19 protein-coding genes are annotated in these 23,534 nt (G+C 29.0%); 12 read left to right on the top strand and 7 right to left on the bottom strand.

Annotation, left to right across the window (positions count from 1 at the left end; genetic code table 11):
• The first annotated feature begins 120 nt into the window (after positions 1-120).
• The 7 genes from HALO113_RS03590 (at position 121) to HALO113_RS03560 (ending at position 10,422) form a co-directional block, all read left to right on the top strand.
• Complete coding sequence (locus HALO113_RS03590; RefSeq protein WP_159777717.1) at positions 121-993, top strand: winged helix-turn-helix domain-containing protein; 873 nt, start codon at positions 121-123, stop codon at positions 991-993.
• Between the two features lie 180 nt (positions 994-1,173).
• The gene (locus HALO113_RS03585) at positions 1,174-3,030 is read left to right on the top strand and encodes a DNA topoisomerase IV subunit B (RefSeq protein WP_159777716.1); all 1,857 of its coding nucleotides are present in this window, start codon (positions 1,174-1,176) and stop codon (positions 3,028-3,030) included.
• The gene (locus HALO113_RS03580) at positions 3,030-3,686 is read left to right on the top strand and encodes a DUF1016 N-terminal domain-containing protein (RefSeq protein ID WP_159777715.1); all 657 of its coding nucleotides are present in this window, start codon (positions 3,030-3,032) and stop codon (positions 3,684-3,686) included. The genes HALO113_RS03585 and HALO113_RS03580 overlap by 1 nt, the downstream gene beginning before the upstream one ends.
• Before the next feature lie 55 nt (positions 3,687-3,741).
• Positions 3,742-4,989: a DUF3696 domain-containing protein gene (locus tag HALO113_RS03575; protein WP_159777714.1), complete on the top strand. Its 1,248-nt coding sequence runs from the start codon at positions 3,742-3,744 to the stop codon at positions 4,987-4,989.
• Entirely contained in the window at positions 4,970-6,034 is a 1,065-nt protein-coding gene (locus tag HALO113_RS03570) for a hypothetical protein (protein ID WP_159777713.1), read from the top strand. The genes HALO113_RS03575 and HALO113_RS03570 overlap by 20 nt, the downstream gene beginning before the upstream one ends.
• Positions 6,031-7,695 (top strand): DUF262 domain-containing protein, encoded by a 1,665-nt coding sequence (locus tag HALO113_RS03565; protein WP_159777712.1) that lies wholly within the window; start codon positions 6,031-6,033, stop codon positions 7,693-7,695. The genes HALO113_RS03570 and HALO113_RS03565 overlap by 4 nt, the downstream gene beginning before the upstream one ends.
• Positions 7,696-7,725: 30 nt before the next feature.
• Complete coding sequence (locus HALO113_RS03560; protein WP_159777711.1) at positions 7,726-10,422, top strand: DNA gyrase/topoisomerase IV subunit A; 2,697 nt, start codon at positions 7,726-7,728, stop codon at positions 10,420-10,422.
• A 239-nt stretch (positions 10,423-10,661) separates the two neighbouring features.
• Here HALO113_RS03560 and HALO113_RS03555 read toward each other — a convergent pair whose 3' ends face one another.
• The gene (locus HALO113_RS03555; RefSeq protein WP_370519375.1) at positions 10,662-10,832 is read right to left on the bottom strand and encodes a hypothetical protein; all 171 of its coding nucleotides are present in this window, start codon (positions 10,830-10,832) and stop codon (positions 10,662-10,664) included.
• A 27-nt stretch (positions 10,833-10,859) separates the two neighbouring features.
• On the opposite strand from HALO113_RS03555, the gene HALO113_RS03550 reads away from it, so the two are divergent.
• Complete coding sequence (locus tag HALO113_RS03550) at positions 10,860-11,354, top strand: biliverdin-producing heme oxygenase (RefSeq protein WP_370519374.1); 495 nt, start codon at positions 10,860-10,862, stop codon at positions 11,352-11,354.
• Here HALO113_RS03550 and HALO113_RS03545 read toward each other — a convergent pair.
• The 3 genes from HALO113_RS03545 to HALO113_RS03535 all read right to left on the bottom strand — a co-directional run bounded on the left by HALO113_RS03545 (position 11,347) and on the right by HALO113_RS03535 (position 14,761).
• Positions 11,347-13,602 carry an ATP-binding protein gene (locus HALO113_RS03545; protein WP_159777709.1) on the bottom strand — a complete coding sequence of 752 codons (2,256 nt, stop codon included), beginning with the start codon at positions 13,600-13,602 and terminating at the stop codon, positions 11,347-11,349. The genes HALO113_RS03550 and HALO113_RS03545 overlap by 8 nt on opposite strands.
• 31 nt (positions 13,603-13,633) lie before the next feature.
• Positions 13,634-14,086, bottom strand: coding sequence for a response regulator (locus HALO113_RS03540; protein WP_159777708.1), 453 nt, complete (start codon positions 14,084-14,086; stop codon positions 13,634-13,636).
• Positions 14,087-14,167: 81 nt separating this feature from the next.
• The gene (locus HALO113_RS03535) at positions 14,168-14,761 is read right to left on the bottom strand and encodes an AraC family transcriptional regulator (RefSeq protein ID WP_159777707.1); all 594 of its coding nucleotides are present in this window, start codon (positions 14,759-14,761) and stop codon (positions 14,168-14,170) included.
• Positions 14,762-15,241: 480 nt separating this feature from the next.
• Here HALO113_RS03535 and HALO113_RS03530 point away from each other — a divergent pair, with 480 nt between their 5' ends.
• Positions 15,242-15,556: an HPF/RaiA family ribosome-associated protein gene (locus tag HALO113_RS03530; protein WP_159777706.1), complete on the top strand. Its 315-nt coding sequence runs from the start codon at positions 15,242-15,244 to the stop codon at positions 15,554-15,556.
• A 73-nt stretch (positions 15,557-15,629) separates the two neighbouring features.
• Here HALO113_RS03530 and HALO113_RS03525 read toward each other — a convergent pair whose 3' ends face one another.
• Together HALO113_RS03525 and clpB are read right to left on the bottom strand one after the other, a co-directional pair.
• Positions 15,630-16,436: a hypothetical protein gene (locus tag HALO113_RS03525; protein WP_159777705.1), complete on the bottom strand. Its 807-nt coding sequence runs from the start codon at positions 16,434-16,436 to the stop codon at positions 15,630-15,632.
• Between the two features lie 258 nt (positions 16,437-16,694).
• A complete protein-coding gene (clpB, locus tag HALO113_RS03520) occupies positions 16,695-19,334 on the bottom strand; it encodes an ATP-dependent chaperone ClpB (RefSeq protein WP_159777704.1) in 2,640 nt (879 codons plus the stop codon).
• A gap of 119 nt (positions 19,335-19,453) precedes the next feature.
• Between clpB and HALO113_RS03515 the strand changes: the two genes are divergently transcribed.
• The 3 genes from HALO113_RS03515 (at position 19,454) to HALO113_RS03505 (ending at position 22,044) form a co-directional block, all read left to right on the top strand.
• Positions 19,454-20,419 carry an archaemetzincin gene (locus HALO113_RS03515; protein WP_159777703.1) on the top strand — a complete coding sequence of 322 codons (966 nt, stop codon included), beginning with the start codon at positions 19,454-19,456 and terminating at the stop codon, positions 20,417-20,419.
• Positions 20,420-20,488: 69 nt separating this feature from the next.
• Positions 20,489-20,887 carry a bacillithiol system redox-active protein YtxJ gene (gene ytxJ / locus HALO113_RS03510; protein WP_159777702.1) on the top strand — a complete coding sequence of 133 codons (399 nt, stop codon included), beginning with the start codon at positions 20,489-20,491 and terminating at the stop codon, positions 20,885-20,887.
• Positions 20,884-22,044, top strand: a complete 1,161-nt coding sequence (locus HALO113_RS03505) for a lactonase family protein (RefSeq protein ID WP_159777701.1) — start codon at positions 20,884-20,886, stop codon at positions 22,042-22,044. Before ytxJ ends, HALO113_RS03505 begins: the two co-directional genes overlap by 4 nt.
• A gap of 19 nt (positions 22,045-22,063) precedes the next feature.
• Here the strand turns inward: HALO113_RS03505 and HALO113_RS03500 are convergent, their stop codons facing one another.
• Positions 22,064-23,530 carry an N-acetylmuramoyl-L-alanine amidase gene (locus HALO113_RS03500; protein ID WP_159777700.1) on the bottom strand — a complete coding sequence of 489 codons (1,467 nt, stop codon included), beginning with the start codon at positions 23,528-23,530 and terminating at the stop codon, positions 22,064-22,066.
• Positions 23,531-23,534: the final 4 nt, after the last annotated feature.

Below are 23,534 nucleotides of genomic sequence, written 5' to 3'. Positions count from 1 at the left end.
TAATAAGTTGATCGACACTGTAAAACTAAAATGCAATGAGACCAAAAATGTCAAAAAAATGTCAAAAAAGTGTCAATTCATGTAAAATGTCAAGAATTTGTATGTTATTTACAAATAATTATGAATAGCATTAGTACTAATATATTAAAAAGGATACTCATTTGTGGCCTGTTTTTCTGTTTGATTTCTTGTACAAAGGAGTCTAAAGAAGTTACTTCTACATTGGTAAAAGTGGCTTTACGTGATGTAGGACATCGCTTATTATTAAGTAATCAGGATTCAATCTCTGTGATAAAACCCGTAATTAAATTAGATAATTTTGAATACCAATTATCATTTGAAAAACAAGTAACGATACAACCTGATAGTTTGGTAGCCTTAATTAAGAATAGTTTTTTAAAAGCCAATTTGCCAAAAAACTATTTAGTTGAAGTACTTCAATGTAAAGATAGAGAAGTAGCTTATAGTTACCAAATGGAGCAAAATATAGAAAAAAGCATTATTCCTTGCGGTGGAAGACAATTAAAAAAAGGGTGTTATCATATAAACGTTCGATTTGCAAAAAAAATCGAAAAAACAAATCACAATCATTCTTATGTTAGTTTTTTGTTTAGTTTCTTTTTCGGAGTTTTTGGAATTATTCTACTTGTATATTTCAAACGCAAAGCTAAAGTTGTTCCTGTTGAAGAGGATGAAAATTATACAATCATTGGACAATATAAATTTTATCCTGAACAAAACAAACTGATTAAAGAAACTACAGAAATAAGTCTCTCTAAAAAAGAATGTGAGTTGTTGACTATTTTTATGGCTCAACCCAATCAAATTATCAAAAGAGAAGAATTAACTAAAAAAGTATGGGAAGATCATGGGGTTTTTGTAGGAAGAAGTTTGGATACCTATATTTCTAAACTACGAATAAAATTAAAAGAAGATACATCAATTAAATTGCTCAATATTCATGGCGTAGGATATAAATTGGAGATTGATTAAATAACTTGGACATGGATTATTTTAGGAAAAAAATGTTTAAATTTATCTTCTTTCAACTCAAACTCACAACCAACAACCAACAACAAAAAACCTCTTAACCCTTTTGTCAATAACTTATAAAATACAGACTTTCATTTTTTAAAGAGAAATAGTATATTGCACAAAATCCAAAATCTGTTTATGCTAGAGCAAAATCAATATACCGAAGACAATATTCGTTCACTCGACTGGAAAGAGCATATCCGTATGCGTCCAGGTATGTACATTGGAAAATTGGGAGACGGATCCTCACCAGACGACGGAATTTATATTTTACTCAAAGAAGTTATCGACAACTGTATCGATGAATTTGTTATGGGTGCAGGGAAAACCATTGAAGTAACCATAAAAGATAAATTAGTGACCGTGCGCGATTATGGTCGTGGTATTCCTTTAGGAAAAGTGGTGGATGTAGTTTCTAAAATGAATACTGGAGGTAAATACGATTCCAAAGCTTTTAAAAAATCGGTTGGTTTAAATGGTGTGGGTACCAAAGCGGTAAATGCCTTGTCGAACTATTTTAGAGTGGAATCGGTACGTGATAACCAGCAAAAAGCAGCAGAATTTTCAGCTGGTAATCTAACGACTGAAGAAGAAGTAGTTGAGACAACAAAACGCAAAGGAACTAAAGTTTCATTTGTTGCCGATGAAACCATTTTTAAAAACTATAAGTATCGTAATGAATACATCATTAAAATGCTTAAAAACTATTGTTATTTAAATCGTGGTTTAACGATTTATTACAATGGTGAGAAATTTGTATCAGAACATGGTTTAAAAGATTTGCTAGACGAAAACATTGCTGAAGAAGATATGGTGTATCCAATTATTCATCTGGAAGGCAATGATATTGAAATCGCACTTACGCATAGTAAATCGCAATATTCTGAAGAGTATCATTCGTTTGTAAACGGTCAAAATACGACGCAAGGAGGAACACATTTAGGTGCTTTTCGTGAAGCGATTGTAAAGACGATTAAGGAATTTTACAATAAAAATTTTGAAGCTTCCGATATCCGAAAATCCATTGTTTCTGCCATTTCAGTAAAAGTGGAAGAACCGGTTTTTGAATCGCAAACCAAAACCAAATTAGGTTCTACCGATGTGGGACCAAAAGGCCCTACAGTACGTACGTTTGTTAATGATTTTGTAAAAACGAAACTAGATAATTTCCTACATAAAAATCCGGAAACAGCAGATGCTTTGTTGCGTAAGATTTTACAAGCAGAACGCGAAAGAAAAGAACTTTCAGGTATTCGTAAGTTAGCCAAAGACAGAGCTAAAAAAGCCAGTTTACACAATAAAAAACTAAGGGATTGTCGTGTGCATTTAACCGATGCTAAAAATCCAAGAAGTTTAGAAAGTACGCTTTTTATTACGGAGGGAGATTCGGCTTCTGGATCAATTACGAAATCGAGAGATGTGAACACACAAGCGGTTTTTAGTTTGCGTGGAAAACCGTTGAATTCGTATGGAATGACCAAAAAAATTGTTTACGAAAACGAAGAATTCAATTTGTTGCAAGCCGCTTTAAACATTGAAGAAGATATGGGTGATTTGCGTTATAACAATATTGTTATTGCAACCGATGCCGATGTCGATGGAATGCACATTCGCTTGTTATTAATTACCTTCTTTTTACAATTCTTTCCCGAATTAATAAAAGACGGTCATTTGTATATTTTACAAACGCCATTATTCCGTGTGCGTAACAAAAAAGAAACGATTTATTGTTATACAGATGAAGAAAGGGTCAATGCAATTGAGAAATTAAAACCAAAACCAGAGATTACCCGATTCAAAGGATTGGGAGAAATTTCACCCGACGAGTTCAAACATTTTATTGGAGACGACATTCGTCTAGATCCTGTTATGTTGGATAAAGCGACTTCTATTGAGACTTTACTAGAGTTTTATATGGGGAAAAACACACCAGACCGACAAGATTTTATTATCAATAATTTGAAAGTGGAATTGGATGTGATTGAAAAGGAATAATGAAAAATACACTTCAAAATAGAGAATTATTCCAGCAAGTAGTTGATTTGTTACAAAATGCAAGACAACAAGTTTTGCGTACTGTAAACTCAACTATGGTTTACACTTATTTTGAAATAGGAAGAATCATTGTAGAAGAAGAACAAAAAGGTAAAGAGAGAGCCGAATATGGAAAACAACTGTTAAAAGGACTTTCTGAGCAATTAAAAAAAGAGTTTGGGAAAGGGTTTTCAGTAGATAATTTACAGAATATGAGAAAGTTGTTTTTGATATATTCAAATTACGAGACAGCGTCTAGTATTTCTGAAAATTCTGTATCAAAATCCGAGACAGTGTCTAGTAATTCTAATTTGATCAATAGCGATTATAAGTTTGCAGTAAGTTTCATTTTAACATGGTCTCATTATGTTTTTCTTTTATCTATTGACGATGAAAAGGAAAGAAAATTTTACGAAATCGAATCCATAAAAAATAAATGGAGTGTTAGAGAATTAAGAAGACAGTATGACACTGCGTTATATACAAGATTGAGTCTAAGTAGAGACAAAGAAGGTATTTTGAAACTTTCAGAAGAAGGTCAGATTATTGAAAAACCAAAGGATATTATCAAAGATCCTTATATTCTAGAGTTTTTGGGTTTGCAAAATGCGTCTTGAGAAATAATTAAAGATTATATTAGTTAAATTTGTAGGCTAAATAAATAAAGAAAAAGTGATAAATAAAATATCGTTTAAAAATTATAAGCTTTTTAAGGAAAAACAAACTTTGGAGTTAAAACCAATTACTATTTTAATTGGTAAAAATAATACTGGAAAAAGTGCAGTGTTGAAGTTAATGACTTTAATTGAAGGAGCCTTAAATGGAAAAAATGATTATGTATTTTCTTTAGAAAATGACGGTGTTGTATCTGGGATTGAATTTAAAGATTTAATTTATGGGAAATTTGGTAGAGCTTTAGAACTTGAAGTTTTTCAAGAGAATTCTGAAGAAGAAAAGATTCAATCTTTAAATGTAAAAGTAGCTGTTGATGTAAGTAGAAATATTCCAATTCTAGAAAGTTGGATTTTAAAAGAACAACCTAAAAATGATGATTCTAAAGAATTAATAAATTTTCAAAGACAAAATGATAATTCTTTTTTTAATGAGATAGATGATACGGAATACTTGTGTTCATTTGATGGTATTTATTTGTCAAATTACTTTTATAAAGAAAAAAGTGATTCAAGTGGTACAATTTATAGTCAACCTTTTTTCTTAAATACTGATTTTATTGGAGCCATTAGAGAAAAAGCAAAATTAGATTATAGGCTAAATCCAATTAATGAAAAATCAAGTATTGATGGAAAATTTTTATATGATTTTTTGATAAGAGATTATTTAACAACAGATAAAGTTTTTTTTAATAAAATATCTGATTGGATTTCAGAAAAATTTGAAGGTTGGGGTTTATATATAGATGTTGATAGCGAGCCATATCATATTGAATTAAGAAAAGGGAAATTAGAAATTGACTTAACAGAAACTGGAATGGGTATCGCTCAGTCATTACCTTTGATAACAAGAGCATTTAAAAAATGTGATAAGGAAACTTTAATAATTATAGAAGAACCGGAATCACATTTACACCCTTACGCACATTCTCAATTAGCACAATTAATAGCACAATCAATTAAAGAAGATAAAAATAAAAAATATTTAATAGAAACACATTCGCAAAATTTTGTTTTAAGATTAAGAAGAATTGTAGCGGAAGGACATTTTAAACCTAGTGATTTAGGTATTTATTATGTAGATTTTAATGAAGATAATAATGAAAGTATAATTTCAGAGATAGTTGTTGATGAAGGTGGAGGTGTTGATTGGTGGCCAAATGGTATATTTGGAGAAACTAATATAGAAACCAAAGCAATATATAAAGCCCAAATTAATGATTTAAAAAATGTGGATAGAAATAAGTAAGGATATTTTTGAAGATTCTGATATCAAAGGACTAAGCTATATTTTTCAGATATTATCTTGGTATCCAAAGCAAATATCAAGATATAATGTTTTTATTGATTTAGATGAAATAAAAAAAACTAATAACTATATAAAATTAAAAGGAATAGATTCAAATTTTGATGAATTTATTGAAAATCAATTTAATGAATTTATTTTAACAAATTCTAGTAAGAAGAATAGAGATTACATAATATCAAATAATAAGAGTTCAAATAGTTTTAATATAGAAGAATCAATTAGGTTTTTTAATCAACCTGTTTCAATCATTTTAGAAAACAATAAAAATGATGCTTATTTTATTAAAGCTATTTTTAATCATATTGAATCGAGAAAAGTTTTAACTGAGCATGTTGAGAATGGTTGGATTAAATTTGAAAATGCTGGAGGTTGTTCAAATGTTAAAAATTTTATTGAAGGTGAATTAAAATCTTTTGAAGACCTAGCAAGTAGAAATAATAGGGATCCTTATAAATATTATAGATGTTTAGTTATTTTAGACAGTGACAAGGAATTTTTATTACAACCCCAAAAACAACAATATAAGAATCTTATTTCTTTTCTAGAGTCAATAGGTTTAGATGATCAAAAATATCATATATTAGAAAAGAGAATGATGGAAAATTATATACCTGATGAAGTTTTTGAAGATTTAAGAGATTCATACAAAGGAAAACATGCGCAAAAAAGTCTTTTAGATTGGATAAATGTTTATTTAAATTTAAATGATGAACAAAAGGATTATTTAAATTTTAAAAATGGTTTTCCAAAAGAATATGATGAACATGGTAATAAAAAACCGATTTTGAGTTCAATTTTAAATTTGTATAATATTCCTGAAAGAGATTATGCAATTTTAGATGGAGGATTTAAATTTCCAGATTTTAAAAATTCATTTTCTGAATTATTTTATAAATCAACTAGAGTTAATAAATCGAGCATGTTAAATCGAGCAAAATCAAAGGAATTTGATGAAATTATTGATAAAATATATAAATTAGTATGAGTTCAAAGTTAAAAATCGATACAAGAGTTCGTTCATTAAAAAACTATCTTGAAGAGTTTGAACAAGGGGTGTTTCAAATACCATCTTTTCAAAGAGATTTTTTATGGACTCAAGATGATATAAAACAATTGTTTGATAGTATAAAAAATAATTATCCAATTGGGTCAATTTTATTTTGGAAACCTTTAGAAAATGCTTCAAGTTGGATTGAAGAATCTAGAGTTGGACCTTATAGAATTAAAAATAGAAATGAAAAAGATCCTATCTACATTTTAGATGGTTTTCAAAGACTATCTTCATTATTTGGTTGTTTGACTAATCCTGAAAAATTCAACAAAGATAATTTAGAGATTGATAAAATTGAGTGGTATCGCAATTTTAATCTTTTTTATGATTTAGAAGAAGAACAGTTTACCTATCTGAGATCGAGTTCTAATAATCAAGCTTATCAAGTACCAGTATATGTATTTATGAATTCTATAGATTTTAGACAGTATGCTAGGAAAAATTTTGAAAGCATAATTGATGAAAATAAAATTGAAAAATATTATGATAGAGCTGATGAAATTGGACAAGTTTTTACAAATTATCAAATTGCATCGGTAGATATCAACTATGCAAATATTGAAGAAGCTGTTGAAATTTTTTGGAGAGTTAATGCAAAAGGGATGCTTATATCAAAAGATTGGATAGCTTCTGCTTTGACAAACAAAGGAGATTTTCGATTAGGAACAGAGATTGATAAGCTTTTAGAGGAACTAAAAATTTATAATTTTGAAAGATTAAAGAGAGATATCATTTTTCAAAGTATTCAAAGCTCTTATGGTAGAATATATTTTGATTATAAAATTGAGGAATTAGTTAAAAGAGAGGATTTTATAGATGTGACAAAAAGAACTCTTGCAAGTATAAAAAGAGCAGTTAAGTTTCTATTTGAAGATTTATTAGTACTTAATAGTAAACTGATTCCATATAATGCTCAATTGATATTTTTAACTATTTTCTTTAACTCACTTGATGACAATAATCCGACAGAAAACCAAATATTATCATTGAAAAGATGGTTTTGGATTACTTCATATTCAAATTATTTTACTATATATTCTTTAAGTAATCAAAGAAAAGCTTTTGAAAAATTCAATCAATTTATTTTAGATGAAAGAGTTGATCCTATTTTTAATGATAATGAAAATAATAGTTTTTCGACTGGAGAATTTCCTTTGAAGATATATATGGGAAGTGTAAGAGCAAAATCATTAGCAATATTTATGATTAATCATTCTAAGGGAATTAATAAAGTTTCTTTGGATAAGATTAATGTTGAAGATTTTGAGAGTTTTGAGTTTGGTAATTTGTTTTCAATACCACAAAAAGATAATCCTTCTGAGAATATAATACCTATAATCAAGGAGTTTAAGTTTAATAATGGAAATATGAATTTTAAGCTTTTAGGTAATCGAAAGAGACAAAAAAATTATAAATCATTATTAAATAAAGAAAATGATAAATTATTTATTACATCTGAAATGGTAAAACATAATGATGGAAGTGAAATATCTGAAGAATTAATACTTGAACTTAGAAGAGAAGCCATTGTTAAAGCAGAAAAAAAATTCGTTGAAAGTTTAGATGTTTTTTATAATGAACCATTAAATTTTTAATGAATAAATACTGATACAAATTCAGCATAAATGAAAGACGAAGAAGAAAACGTAAACCCAGACGAGCAAAACGAATTAGGAAACGAATCTCATGAAATGGAAGGCTTTGATGACATCAAAACATCAGGGCATCATTTCTACGAAAACAACGAAAATCCAGAAGATACCATTACGAAAGTAACGGGTATGTACAAGGATTGGTTTTTAGATTACGCTTCTTATGTAATTTTAGAGCGTGCTGTTCCTGCTATTGAAGACGGTTTTAAACCTGTACAACGCAGAATTATGCATTCCATGAAAGAGTTAGACGATGGTCGTTATAATAAAGTAGCGAACATTGTTGGACATACCATGCAGTATCATCCGCACGGTGATGCGAGTATTGGCGATGCCATGGTGCAAATTGGTCAGAAAGACTTGTTGATTGATATGCAAGGAAACTGGGGAAACATTCTTACGGGTGATAGTGCTGCGGCTTCTCGTTATATTGAAGCGCGAATTTCTAAGTTAGGTCATGATATTTTATATTCTCCTAAAATCACTGAATGGGGACTTTCCTATGACGGTCGTAGAGCAGAACCTATTAATTTGCCTGTAAAATTCCCATTGCTTTTAGCACAAGGAGCAGAAGGTATTGCGGTAGGTTTGTCCACCAAAGTATTGCCTCACAATTTTAACGAATTAATCGATGCTTCGATTAAAATATTAAAAGGAAAACCGTTTACCTTGTATCCCGATTTTCCTACAGCTGGTATTGCCGATGTTTCTAATTATAACGATGGAATGCGTGGTGGTCGTGTGAGAGTTCGTGCTAAAATCAGTCAGTTAGACAAAACCACTTTAGTCATTTCTCAAATTCCTTTTTCTACGAATACTTCAACCTTAATTGATAGTATTTTGAAAGCCAATGAAAAAGGAAAAATTAAGATTAAAAAAATTGAAGACAATACAGCTGCTGAAGTTGAAATTTTAATTCATCTTCCAGCGGGTGTTTCTCCAGATAAAACCATCGATGCCTTATATGCGTTTACCGCTTGCGAAACTTCTGTAGCACCTTTAGGGTGTGTGATTGAAAATAACAAACCGTTGTTTATTGGAGTTTCAGATATGCTGAAAATTTCAACACAAAGAACGGTAGATTTGTTGAAAAGAGAGTTGGAAATCCAATTGGATGAATTGGAAAATAAATGGCATTTTTCAACCTTAGAGAAAATTTTTATTCGTGAAGAAATGTACATCGATTTTAAATTGTATGGTGATAGAGAATCATTATATGAATACTTGTATAAGCGTTTCGAACCGTTTAAGAAAGATTTTGTACGAGATATTCATGATGAGGATTTACAAAAATTAACGCAAATTCCAATGATTCGTATTACACGTTTCGATTCAGATAAAGCAGACGAAGCCATTGCTAAGTTGGAAGCTGAAATGGAACAAGTAAAACACGATTTGGAACATATTATTGATTTTACGATTGCTTTCTTTACCAAATTAAAAGATAAATATGGTAAAGGTCGTGAAAGACAAACCGAATTAAGAAGTTTTGATACGATAGAAGCGACCAAAGTAGTCTTAAGAAACACCAAATTATTTGTCAATAGAGAAGAAGGATTCCTTGGAACTGGATTGAAAAAAGACGAATATGTTGCCGATTGTTCCGATATAGACGATGTGATTGTTTTCCTTAGAGATGGTCGCATGGTAATTACTAAAGTGGATGACAAGAAATTCATTGGTAAAGACATCATTCATATAGCTGTTTTTGATAAAAATGACAAACGAACCATTTATAATGTAATTTATAGAGATGGAAAGAATGGTGCTACCTTTATAAAAAGATTTAATGTTTCTGGAGTAACTCGTGATAAAGAATATCATGTTACCCAAGAAAAACCAGGTTCACAAATTTTATATTTCTCACACAATCCAAATGGGGAAGCAGAAGTAGTAACCATACTTTTACGTCAGGTGGGAAGTATTAAAAAACTGAAATGGGATTTAGATTTCTCTGAAATTTTAATTAAAGGTAGAGGTTCAAAAGGAAATAATGTTTCTAAATATCCAATCAAAAAAATTGAATTAAAAGAAAAAGGAATTTCAACCCTTCGTCCTAGAAAAATTTGGTTCGACGATACCGTGCAACGTTTAAATGTAGATGGAAGAGGTGAATTATTGGGCGAATTTAAACCCAATGATCGTTTATTAATCATCAATCAATCGGGTAAAGTGAAAACGATTATTCCAGAATTAACTACACATTTTGAGGAAGATATGATTGTGTTGGAAAAATGGAAACCAAGTAAACCTATTTCTGCAATTTATTATGATGGTGAAAAAGAACGCTATTATGTAAAACGATTTGTGATTGAAAATGAGAATAAAGAAGAGATTTTTATTTCTGAACATGATAAATCACAATTAGAAATTGTTTCAACTGATTGGAAACCCATGGCTGAGGTTGTTTTTGCGAAAGTAAAAGGTATTCAGAAAGAGAATCTTCAAATTAATTTAGAAGAATTTATTGCAGTAAAAGGGATTAAAGCGTTGGGTAACCAACTAACCACTGATAAAATCAAACAAATTAATTTATTAGAACCTTTACCGTTTGAAGAACCAATAGAACCTGAACCAGAAAAGATGGAAGTAACTGATGAAGAATCACTTTCTGAAGATATAAAAACAGACTTAGAAGATGATGGTCAAATTGGTTTACATTTTGAATAGTCTTATATAGTTTCAAAAAGAATGAGGCTGTCTAAAAAGTCTAAAAAGATGTTATTCTGAATTTATTTAACTTTGTTGAATCTTCGATTTCAGAATCTTAAAATATTGATTATTGGTTTAATTTAGAATCTGAAAGAAGTTCAGATTGACCAAAATCATTACTTTTGGACAGCCTCGTTTTTTTATTGTTGACTAGTCCTAAAAAATCGATACAGATTTATTAGACAAAAATAATTAAATTAAACACTTGCAAGAACGTTCTTGCAAGTGTTTTTTCTTTTATAAGTTCTCATTTTTAGATTAGATTGTTGATGCATTTGATTTGGAGTTAACATATGATTAGAGTAGTGAGGTCTTTTTTGATTGTAAACTTGGATAACTTCTTTTATTATTTGTTTCATAATTGGCAAATCTTTNATAATGTAGAGAAAGTTTTATTGAGAGATCTTAAAAGTTTGACTAATAAAGAAGGATATGGTAATTTATTATTAAAATTATATACTTTTTATGTATCGGTCGAAGAAAAATTACAAGATCAAATTAATGAAAATATAATTCCAGATATAAAGAAAAGGAGACACATGCAGCATTTGGAAAATGATTTATGTCTTTTAGGCGTAAAACATAATTTTCAAAAAAATGATTTCTCTAATAAAATAACCAATGTTTCCTATGCTTTAGGTGTACTATATGTTACTGAAGGCTCAACACTGGGCGGTCAAATAATCTCTAAAATGATAATGAAACAACTGAATTTATCAGATAAAAAGTTGTTGTCCTATTTTAATTCCTATGAAGACAATACACATACTATGTGGTTATCATTTAAGAGTCATTTAAATAATACCACATTTATTATAGATAAAGAAGAAATGATTTTAGGTGCTAAAGACGCATTTCTTGCACTTCAAAATTGGTTACTATTTAATTAGTTTTTGGAAAATATATCTTTATTGTCACTCCATAGTCTATTTTACCATCGGCTGATATAATTCCTTGGTGTTTTGTCATTATTTTTTTGCATAGAGCTAAACCAATTCCAGAACCTGAAAATTCATTTTTATCATTTAAACGAGAAAATATTTTAAATATTTTTTGACTGTATTGATTGTCAATTCCTATACCATTGTCTTCAATTTCAATTTTATAATAATTTCCAGAATTTAAGATACTATCTTTTTCAAATGACTCTCTTATAGAAATGTGAGGTATTCTTTTATTGGATTTAAATTTTAAGGAATTGTATATAATATTAGAAAATAACTGTTTAAGTAAAAAGTTAATACCTTTTATTGTTGGTAAACTAGTTATATCCAAAGTAGCTGTGTTTTCTTCTAAAGTATCTTTTAATTCGCTATTTAATTCGTTTAAAAGTACATTTAAATTGACATCTTCAAAATCTGAATTTTGTGCGGTAGTTTTAGTATATTTTAAAATGTCACTAATCAAGGTCTGCATTCTTTCTGCAGAATTTTGCATTTTAATGATTTTTTGTTGGACATTTTCTGGCAAGTTTTCTTTTTCGTCACCTACTAACATTGATGCCATCATCCTTATTTTTCTAAGAGGCTCTTGTAAGTCATGTGTGCTAATCCAATTAATATTTTCTAATTCGGCATTAGTTTCTTTTAATATTTCACTCAGCTTTCGCTGGTTTTCTTTTTCTTCATTTAACAAGATAGCTCGTAAGTGCATAACGAAGAAATTTACAAAATTTTGAGAAGCTGTTATTTCAGATTTTAGCCAAACTTTACTACTATCTTTTACACTTTCTGTAAATTTTTCAAAAGATTTTCTAGGAGATAGGCCATTTTTATCTTTCTCAATTGATTTGCTAGGATCGCCAGCCCAATAAATATCTGTAATAGTTTGCAATCGATACCATATTATACAGTCTTGGTCATTACCTAAGGAATGATAGTTTATTCCAGGAAATTCGTTTGCAATTACTGAGATATCCGATGAAATTCTTGCGAGCGATTGGGTGGTTAAGCTTCCATTGTTACTGTAATGGCATAGAAAACTACTCAATCGTTTAATGTCTTCTATACTAGGAGTTTTTCCTAATCTATATACCTCTTTTCCTATAATAGCAGAAACACCTATACTATTGCACAAATTAATAACTGCTTCATCTTTAAAAAGAAGCTCAATAGAATTTCTTTGTAAGGATAATTCTTTATTAACTAATTTTTCAACTGCTTTATTTGTTTTTCTTGCAATTTCATACTCTTCATTAAGTAATCTTACATCTATTTGAGAAGTGATGAAATGACCATGAAGTTTAACTGTGTTTCTTATTTCTTGACTTAAATATTTTGCAGAATAATGATGGCAAGTAATTAAACCCCACAATTTTCCTTTATGTAATAATGAAATTGTAAGTGTAGCACCTACACCTATGTTATGTAAATATTCGATATGAATAGGAGAAACGCTTCTTAAAACAGATAAACTTAAATCTAACGTATGTAAATTACTATCAGTATAAGTGTATAGTGGAATAGGGGTATAGTTTACGTCTCCTATTATTCTTAAATGATTTTTAATATATAATTCTCTTGCTTGTACAGGAATATCTGTATGTGGATAATGCAATCCTAAAAAAGATTCTAAAAACCCTTCTTTGCTTTCTGCGATAACCTCACCATTATAGTTTTCATCAAATCTGTAAATCATTACGCGATCATAATGGGTTATCTTTTTTATTGCTATAGCTACTGAATTAGCTAATTCTTTTAGAGTAAAACTGTCTTCTATGTAGCTGAGCAATTGTTTTGAAGAATTGTATAAAATGTTACTTTCGTTGAATTGGTTTTCAGTAGGTTCACCTTCAATTATGATTTCGTTACCACTTAAATGAGTACATATTGAGAATAATTTTTCATTTATTACAAAATTAAAAACCTTGGCTTGATTAGGTAATTCTTCATTATTCAGAAATAATTCATCTATAAATTCGGCATTAAAAATCTGATTGATTTTTTTTCCTAATAATTTTTCGTAGGTAAGATCTATAAAAGTATTAATATTCTCACTACAAACTGTAATTATATGTGTTGTTGCATCAATAGCAATTAGAAAACCATGTGATTGAATTAATCCAGGAATATGAATAGGTTCATCTTCGCAATTTTGTAAATTAACGATATCTCTATTTACAATGTCTTTAAAAATCATGAATTTAATTTATGTGGTAAGCAGTAGAAAATTAATTAATTAATCTGTTAAAAAGAAAGTTATTGAAATCGGCTTTATGTAATTGCCAATTTATATTTGAAACACTTGTAATCATTTTGATTAAATCATCAAAATTATAGGGTTTAACAGCATAAAAATTAGCACCTAAATTATGACTTAATAAAATATTTTCATCATCAGAACTCGTGGAATAAATAATTACTGGTATTTCTTTAATTTCAGGTTCTTTTCTAATCTCTTCTAAAAATTGAAATCCCGATTTTCTAGGCATATTTAAATCAAGAAAAACAACACTATTGTTTTTCTTTTTTTCTTTTATACTTTCTAGAAGTTGATCTCCATTTTTGTGAATATGAAGATGTATTGATTTTTCAGCTTTTCTAGTAATTGCCGAAACTGCATCATTGAAAAACATCAAATCATCATCATCATCATCCGCATAAAAGATATTAATTTCACTCATTTGTTTATTTAGAATTTGGTTTTTTTATAAGCAAATATATGTTTTTTTAAAAAAATAAACTTTAAAAAATTAGTCAGAAATTTATTCATTTTTTGGATTTTCTTTTTTTAAATCCTCAGTAAGCGTTTGAATAGCCTTCCTTCTTATAACTTTTAATTTTTTAAAGTAGCTGGGACTAAAGCCAGTAACTTTTTTAAACTGTGCAGAGAAAGCTGATAAGTTGCTGAAATTTAATCGGGTAGCTATTTCAGTAAAATTATCTTCTTCAAATAATATCATTTCTTTTGCTTTTTCAATTTTAATTAAATTGATATACATAATTATTGTACAAGAAGTAACTTCTGAAAATGCATTTGATATATAACTGTAATCTTTATCTAATTTTTTACTTAAATAATCTGAAACGTTCTCCTTAATATTGGCTTCTTTTTCAACATATTCTTGACAAAGATGCTTTATTTTTTCAATTAAAATCCCACCTTTACTCTCCACAATTTCTAGACCTACTTTAAGAATTTTTTGATTTAATTTCTTTTTTGTATTTGCGTCTATTTCTTCTTTTATTTCAGCCACTCCTAGTTCGACTTTTATGGGGTGAAGATTCAAATCTTCAAGTGCTTCTCTAACCACTATTATACAGCTTTCGCAAGCCATATTTCTTATGTATATTTTCATTGTTTAATTTAGAATATTTGTTACTTTAAATATAAATAAAATTTAGTATATTATACATTATTTTACTAAAATATTGTTTTCTTTTCATTTAAATAAGCTAATATTTTCATTTTGAAATTTTTGCAAAAAAAAAAAAATACTTTAAGTTAATTGTTTCATAAAAATAGATGTAATGGGAACCAAATGTTTTTTACATACGATTTAGATGCATTTTAGCAAAAAAAATGTTTTTTTTGAACTGAAATAATTCTTTCTTTAATAAATAAATGAGTATTGTTATAATAAGAAATTTAATAGTTTAAGAGTTAAAGCGAAATTAGTTTTATTGGTTTTTTCTTATATATTGATAGTTAGTAACTTGCTATTTTACTATATTTTGATTAACCAATATTTTCCTAAACTTATATTAAATTTCTTTGATATACGAAATAGTAGTTATAATTTTAATGAAGCAAATAAATATTTAAAATACAAATTACTATGCAAATCCAGATTAACACAGACAAAAACATTGAAGGCAATGAAAGATTAGTGGCATATTATTCTGCTGAAATTCAAGAAGAATTAGCTTACTTAGACGATAAAATTACTAGAGTAGAAGTTCATTTTAAAGATGAAAACAGTGATAAATCAGGCAAAAATGATAAAAAATGTTCTTTAGAAGTAAGAATAGCTAAAAAAGAACCAATTGTAGTTACAGAACATGGAGATACAGTTGAAAAAGCTTTTACTGGTGCTATGGTAAAAATGAAAAGAGTTTTAAATAGCACCTTAGAAAAAATGCATCAGCATTAAATTATTTTTTAAATAAGAAAGAGCCGTGTCAATCTTAAGTTTGACACGGCTCTTTCTTTACTTTATATCTAAATTATTCGCACCAAACCCTTAGAGTTACTTCAATAACTCCATTACTGTTAACTAAACTTTGTGAAAGTGTAACATTTTCTGAACTAGTGCCACAAAAATAATCTTGGTAAGAATCAAAATTATAATTACCTGGAGCTAAATTATAAAAGCAATTTCCGTAACCATAATCTTGATCTTCTGGTCTTCCAGGATAAAATGCTTCATTCGTTGCTGTATTAAGAGCATAAAAACCGGCATTGTATGTGGTAGGGTTTCCTTGATAATCAACTAATTTGATGCAAACATTAAAACTCATGGTATTACTTTGAATAATTTCAATATTTGAAATCATATTTTGAGCAATTGAATTTTGAGTAGTAAGTACTGTAGAAATAGCTTGTAAATGATTAAGAGCGATACTTGTATTATTTGCATTAATAGCTGTTACCGTTTCAGAAACATAATACATAATTATATCATTTTGATTTACCAACTCATTTGCATCTAATATAACTGATGATGAATCAAAAGTTACTGAAGAAGAATTATGAGCTAAACCAATAAAATATTGTACATCGTCAGAATTGTTTAAAACAGAATTGACATGGTTGGTCATTCTATTTTCAAATAGAGGTATATTAGGACTGTTTAGAATTACTAATTCTTTTACTAATTGACTAACAGCATTTCTAGCTATAAATACTTCCTCCTGAATGTTTTCAGTAGATTGGATAGCATAGCTTAAGTTTTGTTCGGTTGTAGACTGAGCTGAAATTGGAAAATAGCCTAAAAGGCAGATCATTAAAGAATAAAAAATAACTTTTTTCATGATAATTTGTTTTAAAATTTGGTATGTTAAAGTTATTTGAGTTTTGTCTTATAAATACAAAATTAAATTTATTAAATTGTTAATTGTTATAACTATTATATGAAAAATGAGATTGTCCAAAAAGTATCAATTTTGTCAAATTTATTTTTTTTCCATATTAATTGAATGTAAATTAGATTCTAAAAACATTCATAACATAGAATCTTCTATTTAATAAAGACAATTTTAATACTTTTCGAACAACCTCTTCAAATTATTTTACTTTTGATTTCTAAAAACTAATTTTCCATCAAAACTATCTAATAGAATCATACTATCACTAGTTACATTACCTGAAAGAATTTCTTTCGAAAGTTGATTTAAAACTTCCCTTTGAATGACTCTTTTTACGGGTCTCGCACCAAATTCAGCATCATATCCTTTCATAGCCAAATAATCTATAGCTTCTGGTGTTGCATCCATTATTATGTTTTGATGTGCTAACATTTTTGTTAAACTCTTCAATTGTAAACTAACAATTTCTTTAATGTTGTTTTCAGATAGAGGAGTGAACATTACAATTTCATCAATACGATTAATAAATTCTGGTCTAACGGTTTGTTTTAATAAGCCTAACACCTCTACTTTAGCAGCTTCAGTAGCAGCTTCAATATTACCTTTTAGATTATCAAACTTTTCTTGTATAATATGGCTTCCCATATTTGAAGTCATAATGATAATCGTATTTTTAAAGTCGGCCAAGCGTCCTTTATTATCTGTTAATCGACCTTCATCTAAAACTTGTAATAAAATATTAAAAGTATCGGGATGTGCTTTTTCAATTTCATCTAATAGAACTACAGAGTAGGGTTTTCTTCTCACCGCTTCTGTTAATTGTCCACCTTCATCATAACCAACATATCCTGGAGGTGCACCTACTAAGCGACTCACACTGTGACGCTCTTGGTATTCGCTCATGTCGATACGAGTAATTGCGTTATCATCATCAAAAAGATATTCAGCTAAAGCTTTAGCTAATTCGGTTTTACCTACACCCGTTGTTCCTAAAAAGAGGAAGGAACCTAAAGGTTTTTTTGTGTCTTGTAAACCAGCACGACTTCTTCTTACTGCATCACTGATAGCTTCAATAGCTTCTTCTTGACCTACGACACGTTTGTGTAATTCGTCTTCTAAATGCAACAATTTTTCTCTATCACTTTGTAGCATTTTTGTTACAGGAATTCCTGTCCATTTTGCTACGACTTCTGCAATATCTTCATGAGTTACTTCTTCTTTTATTAAAGAAGTTCCCGATTGATTTTCTTTTAACTGAACTTGATAACTATCTAATTTTTCTTGTGCATCTTTTATTTTTCCATAACGAATTTCAGCCACTTTTCCATAATCACCCTCTCTTTCTGCTTTTTCCGCTTCAACTTTATAATCTTCAATTTCCTGTTTAATAGTTTGAATAGTATCAACTACTTCTTTTTCGGATTTCCATTTGGCAAAAATTTCATTACGATCTTCTTTTAAATTGGCTAACTCTAAACCTAAACTTTTTAATTTAGTTTCGTCATTTTGTCTCACATTACTATTTTTTTCATAAGTATTCGAGGAATATTCTATTTCTCTTTTAATCGCCTCTATTTCAATCTCTAATTGCATGATTTTACGATCTAAAACATCCAATTCTTCTGGTTTAGAATTAATTTCCATTCGTAACTTAGAAGCAGCTTCATCCATTAAATCGATAGCTTTATCAGGTAAGAAACGATTCGTAATGTAACGTTGCGATAATTCTACAGCTGCTATGATGGCATCATCTTTTATACGTACTTTATGATGTGTTTCATATTTTTCTTTAATACCTCTTAAAATTGAGATGGCACTTTCTGTATCTGGTTCATCCACATTCACTTTTTGAAAACGACGTTCCAAAGCTTTGTCTTTTTCGAAATATTTTTGATATTCATCTAGAGTTGTTGCGCCAATAGCTCTTAATTCGCCACGCGCTAAAGCAGGTTTTAAAATGTTAGCTGCATCCATAGCACCTTCACCACCTCCAGCACCTACTAGAGTATGAATTTCATCTATGAAAAGAACGATATCTCCTTCCGCTGAAGTAACTTCTTTTACAACAGATTTTAAACGTTCTTCAAATTCACCTTTATATTTTGCACCAGCTATTAAAGCTCCCATGTCTAAAGAATAGATAATTTTATCTTTCAAATTTTCGGGTACATCACCATCCACAATTCGATGGGCTAAACCTTCTGCAATGGCCGTTTTACCAACACCAGGTTCACCAATCAGCATCGGATTATTTTTGGTTCTACGTGTTAAAATTTGTAATACACGTCTGATTTCTTCATCTCTACCAATGACAGGGTCTAATTTTCCATTTTTTGCCAATTCACATAAATTTTTAGCGTACTTGTTTAACGCATTATACGTTTCTTCAGCTGAAGCAGAAGTTACTCGTTCACCCTTTCTTAATTCGATAATAGCACTTTCTAACTCTTTTTCTGATACGCCTTGATCTTTTAAAATTTGCGCAACTTTGCTTTTAGATTTAAAAATGGCTAAAATTAAATGTTCAATAGACACAAATTCGTCATTCATTTTCTTGGCAATAATAGATGCTTCACTCAACGTATTCCCTGCATCACGAGAAAGCATTATATCCCCACCAGTAACTTTAGCAAAACTTTGAATGGTATTGTCTAATACTTTTTTAAATAATTCAACGTTAATATTTAGTTTCTTAAGAATAAAAGGAGTTACATTTTCATCAACTTCAAGAATTCCTTTGAAAATGTGTTCGTTCTCAATTTGTTGATTGCTTAAACGCTGTGCAATTTCTTGCGCCTGTTGTATGGCTTCTTGAGATTTAATGGTATAATTATTAAAATTCATATTTATTTGTTTTTCTATAATTCAACTTGTTATATAGCTTTAGTCAATTTGTGTTCCAATATTATTTTTGTGTCAAAATGACATTGTTTTTGCTTTTTAAATGTACAAAACAAGTCAAAATGACAAATTACAAGATAAAATGTCTTTTTTATACTATTTTAATTATGTGTAGATACATTCTAATTTTATTTTTTATTTGTTTGTTATCGTGTAATGATAAAAATAAAGAGATAACATATAGTTATTCAACAAGTTTAGATAAAAGTATAATACAATTAATTGATAATAAAGAATTAAACTCTTTAGATTATAAATTGCCTAAACCAAAACCAGGCGATTGGTTATATACACATAAAGAGAAAGGGCAGACATTCAAACAATATTGTGCTCAGAGAATGATTATTAAACCTTCGAATGAAAAGAATAAGATTTATATTCAACCCATAGGTGAATTTTCTCCTTGGGAAAAGAAAATTATGGATTGGAATACGGAATACATTCAATTATTTTTTGGACTGGAAACGGTTCAACTCAAACCAATAGATGAGGTAATAATACCAAAAGATAGACAAAGGTTGCATTATGGAAATCATCAATTAGATGCGAGTTATATTATTCATACGCTTCTACCTTCAAGAATGCCTAAAGATGCCGTTGTTATTATGGGATTAACCGCTCAAGATTTATATCCTGATCCCAAATGGAATTATGTTTTTGGTTTAGCAAGTTATGCTAAAAGAACAGGAGTGTCATCAATTTTTAGGTATTCAAATGAAGATTTAGATGAGTCAAATTATACAGTCTGTTTGAGAAGGATTATAAAAACATCAACCCATGAAATTAGTCATATGTTTTCCATGGCACATTGTACTCATGCTTTATGTTTAATGAATGGGGTTAATAATTTAGTTGAAGGTGATTCTCGACCAAATGCTTTATGTTCTGTATGTTTAACTAAACTTTCATGGAATTTAAAATTTAATAATAATGAAAGAATGAATCGTTTGATAAAGTTTCTTAAAAAACATCATTTAGAAATCGATGCTACTATTTTAAAACAACAACAAATAGTTTTAGATAAATAAGTTTTTTGTTTGTTATTTTTAATTCATAATGAAAAGAATACTTTATGTAACTTTGTAAAAAATAATAAAATGAGCTTTTTGAATAAAATTTTTGGTTCATCTGACCAAGAAGATAAAGAATCGAATATTGAGCCTAAGTATAATTCTTTAACAAATGAAGATCAATTAGAAGAAATTAACACTATTTCTTTTGAAAAACCAATAGTTATATTTAAACACAGCACGAGATGTAGTATTAGTAGGTTTGTTTTAAAACGATTTGATGAAGCCTATAATTTTTCGGATAGTGAAATGCATTGGTATCTTTTAGATTTGTTAAATTACAGGGAGATATCTAACGAATTAGCGAGTCGTTACGCTGTTATGCATCAATCTCCTCAGATTTTGATTATACGAAATGGAAAAGCTATTTATAATGCTTCACATGATGCAATTGATGTAACTGAATTAAAACAATTTATAGGATGACAAAAAGAGTTGTAAGTTTTTTGTTTTTTGTTTTATACCTTGGCATATCTTGTCAAAAAGAGAAGAAACGAGATGAAAAAAGTAGTAGTAAGGATATAACTATTGTTTCTGAGAATTATTTGATTGGTACCTATACAGATTCTTTATCACAAGGGATTAATCTGCTTTCTTTTAATCCGGTTACTCAAGAATTAAAAACACAAGTCGTTTTGGATAGTATACCCAATCCGTCATTTGTTGCAACGAATAAATCCAAAACCATAATTGCGGCTGTAGGTGAAATTCAGGGTGAAGAAGGAGGGCTGTTACAAACTTTTTCCTATGATAAAGAAAAAAGAATTTTTAAAGAGTTGACTACTGTTTCAACCTTAGGGAATGACCCTTGTACACTAGCTTTTAGTCCTAACGAAAATGCTTTAATTGTAGGGAATTACTCTGGTGGTAATTTAACGGTTTTTCCTATTGCACCAACTGGAGAAATTAAAAATTATCCTCAAGTAATTCAGCATGAGGGAAATAGTATAACAAAACAGAGGCAAGAAAAAGCACATGTACATTGTGTTGTTTTTCATCCTACAGAAAATAAACTATTTGTAGCTGATTTAGGTAATGATACCATTGATATTATTCCATTTATTGAAAAAGATAATGAATTTGTGTTACTTCCTGAAAAAACAGTATCTATTAAAATGCCTCTTGGTTCTGGACCTAGACACATGGTTTTTAATGAAAAAGGAGATAAAGTATATGTAGTTTTTGAATTAACTAATGAAGTAGGTGTTTTTGATTTTAAAAGCAATAGTTTGCAATTAAAAGAAGTAGTCTCATTAACTGGTAAAAAGACAAAATTGGGTTCGGCAGCAGAATTAAGAATAAGTAAAAATAGTCAATTTTTATACGTTTCTGTTAGGGGAGAAGACAATCAATTGGTTGTATTTAAAACAAATTATGGTAATAAATTAGAGAAAATTCAATCGATTGCTACAGATTTAAAACCTAGAAATTTTATACTTACAAATGAAGAGAATTTTGTATTGGTAGCTAATCAAGAATCAAATAGTATTATTCTTTATAAAAGAGATAAAAAAACAGGCTTATTAACACAAACTTCTGAAAGAGTTGTAATTAACAAACCTGTTTATTTCTATAAGCTGTAAGAACTTATTTTCTTACATTTTAGTTTTTAATGAATTTTTTTGTAACCTCTTCATTATTAATGCTTATATTCATAAAATAAACACCGCTATTTAGTTCAGTAATGTTGAATGCATGTTTGAACATTTCTTCTTTAGAAGTAATTTCATAATATTTTAATTGCTTTCCAGTAATATCAAATATTTTAACATAGACTTCTTTGTTAAATAAATTATTGATTTCAAGAATAATCTCATCGATTGCAGGATTAGGGTAAATACTAATCTCATTTGTTTTTACTAAATCATTTAACTCATTATTTGTTCTACTACAACTTATTGCTGTCACAGATTTAGTGCCATTTGAATTATTTAATGTTCCTGAACTATTTTTAGCTTTCATATAATAGGTATATGTTGAGCCAGCATTAATTAAATAGGTATTTAAGAAAGAATTACCTGTAACATCGCTTGCGTATAAGTTTCCGTTTCTGTAAATATCATAAGAAGTTGCATTGGAAGAAGTAGTCCAAGTTAAATTGATAGCACTAGCACCACCACTACATGTTGCAGCAGTAGTTAAGGTAAAAGAACTTGGAGCGCAGGAAGCTGTACGAGTTAAAGTTCCATTAGAATTATTTGTAGAGCCAGTACTATTTTTAGCTTTAATATAATAGGTATATGTGGTTCCATTTGTTACATAAGTATTCAAAAAGGATGTGCCTGTAATATCACTAGCGTATAAAGAACCGTTTCTATAAATATCATAAGAACTAGCATAAGCAGAAGTAGTCCAAGTTAAATTAATTCGACTAGAATTGTTTACACATTCAGGAGTAGCTGTTAATGTAAAGTTACCTGGCGAAGGAGTAGTCGTACAAGAAATATTTAAATCTGATTTTAAGGAATTAAAGTAAGATAAAGCAAATTTATCTCGCCAAGTATTACTATTTAATTTTGTAGCATCAGTAGTATTATCAACAAAGCCAATTTCGTTTAGACAACCAGTTGCCGATGAGTATCTCAAAACGCCTAAATGATAAGACAAGAAGGAATTATCTTCTACACATCGTCTATTGTTAAAGGAACCATTGGTAACCATGTCTGCTTGTATCTTTTTAGAAAAGTTTATATCTGGAGTAGTATTTGTATCATCATAAGTGCAATAAAAAGTTTCTGTACCTGTTCCACCTCCAGCATTGCAATGCACACTTAAAAGACGGTCTGCATTCCAATTGTTAGCCATTTGTGCTCTTTGAGTTACAGATGTCCAACCATTAACATTAGTTGTACGTGTCATGTATACAGTAAGTGCTGAGCAATTATTTTGAATAAGCGTTCTAGTTTTTAGGCCTACAGCCAAAGCAGTTTCAATTTCAGTTGCTGTTCTTCCATCTGGATTATCGCTAGTACTTGTTCCGTATCCATGACCTGGATCGATTACAATTATTTGCGCATTCAAAAAGCATGTGAATATAAAAAAGTAAAGTAGCGTATATATTTTTTTCATGATT

Origin of the sequence: Flavobacterium sp. 9AF, assembly GCF_902506265.1 — a bacterium.
Classification (GTDB): domain Bacteria; phylum Bacteroidota; class Bacteroidia; order Flavobacteriales; family Flavobacteriaceae; genus Flavobacterium.
Note: the sequence above shows the minus strand (reverse complement) of the source record. Positions and strands in the feature narration are given on the sequence as shown.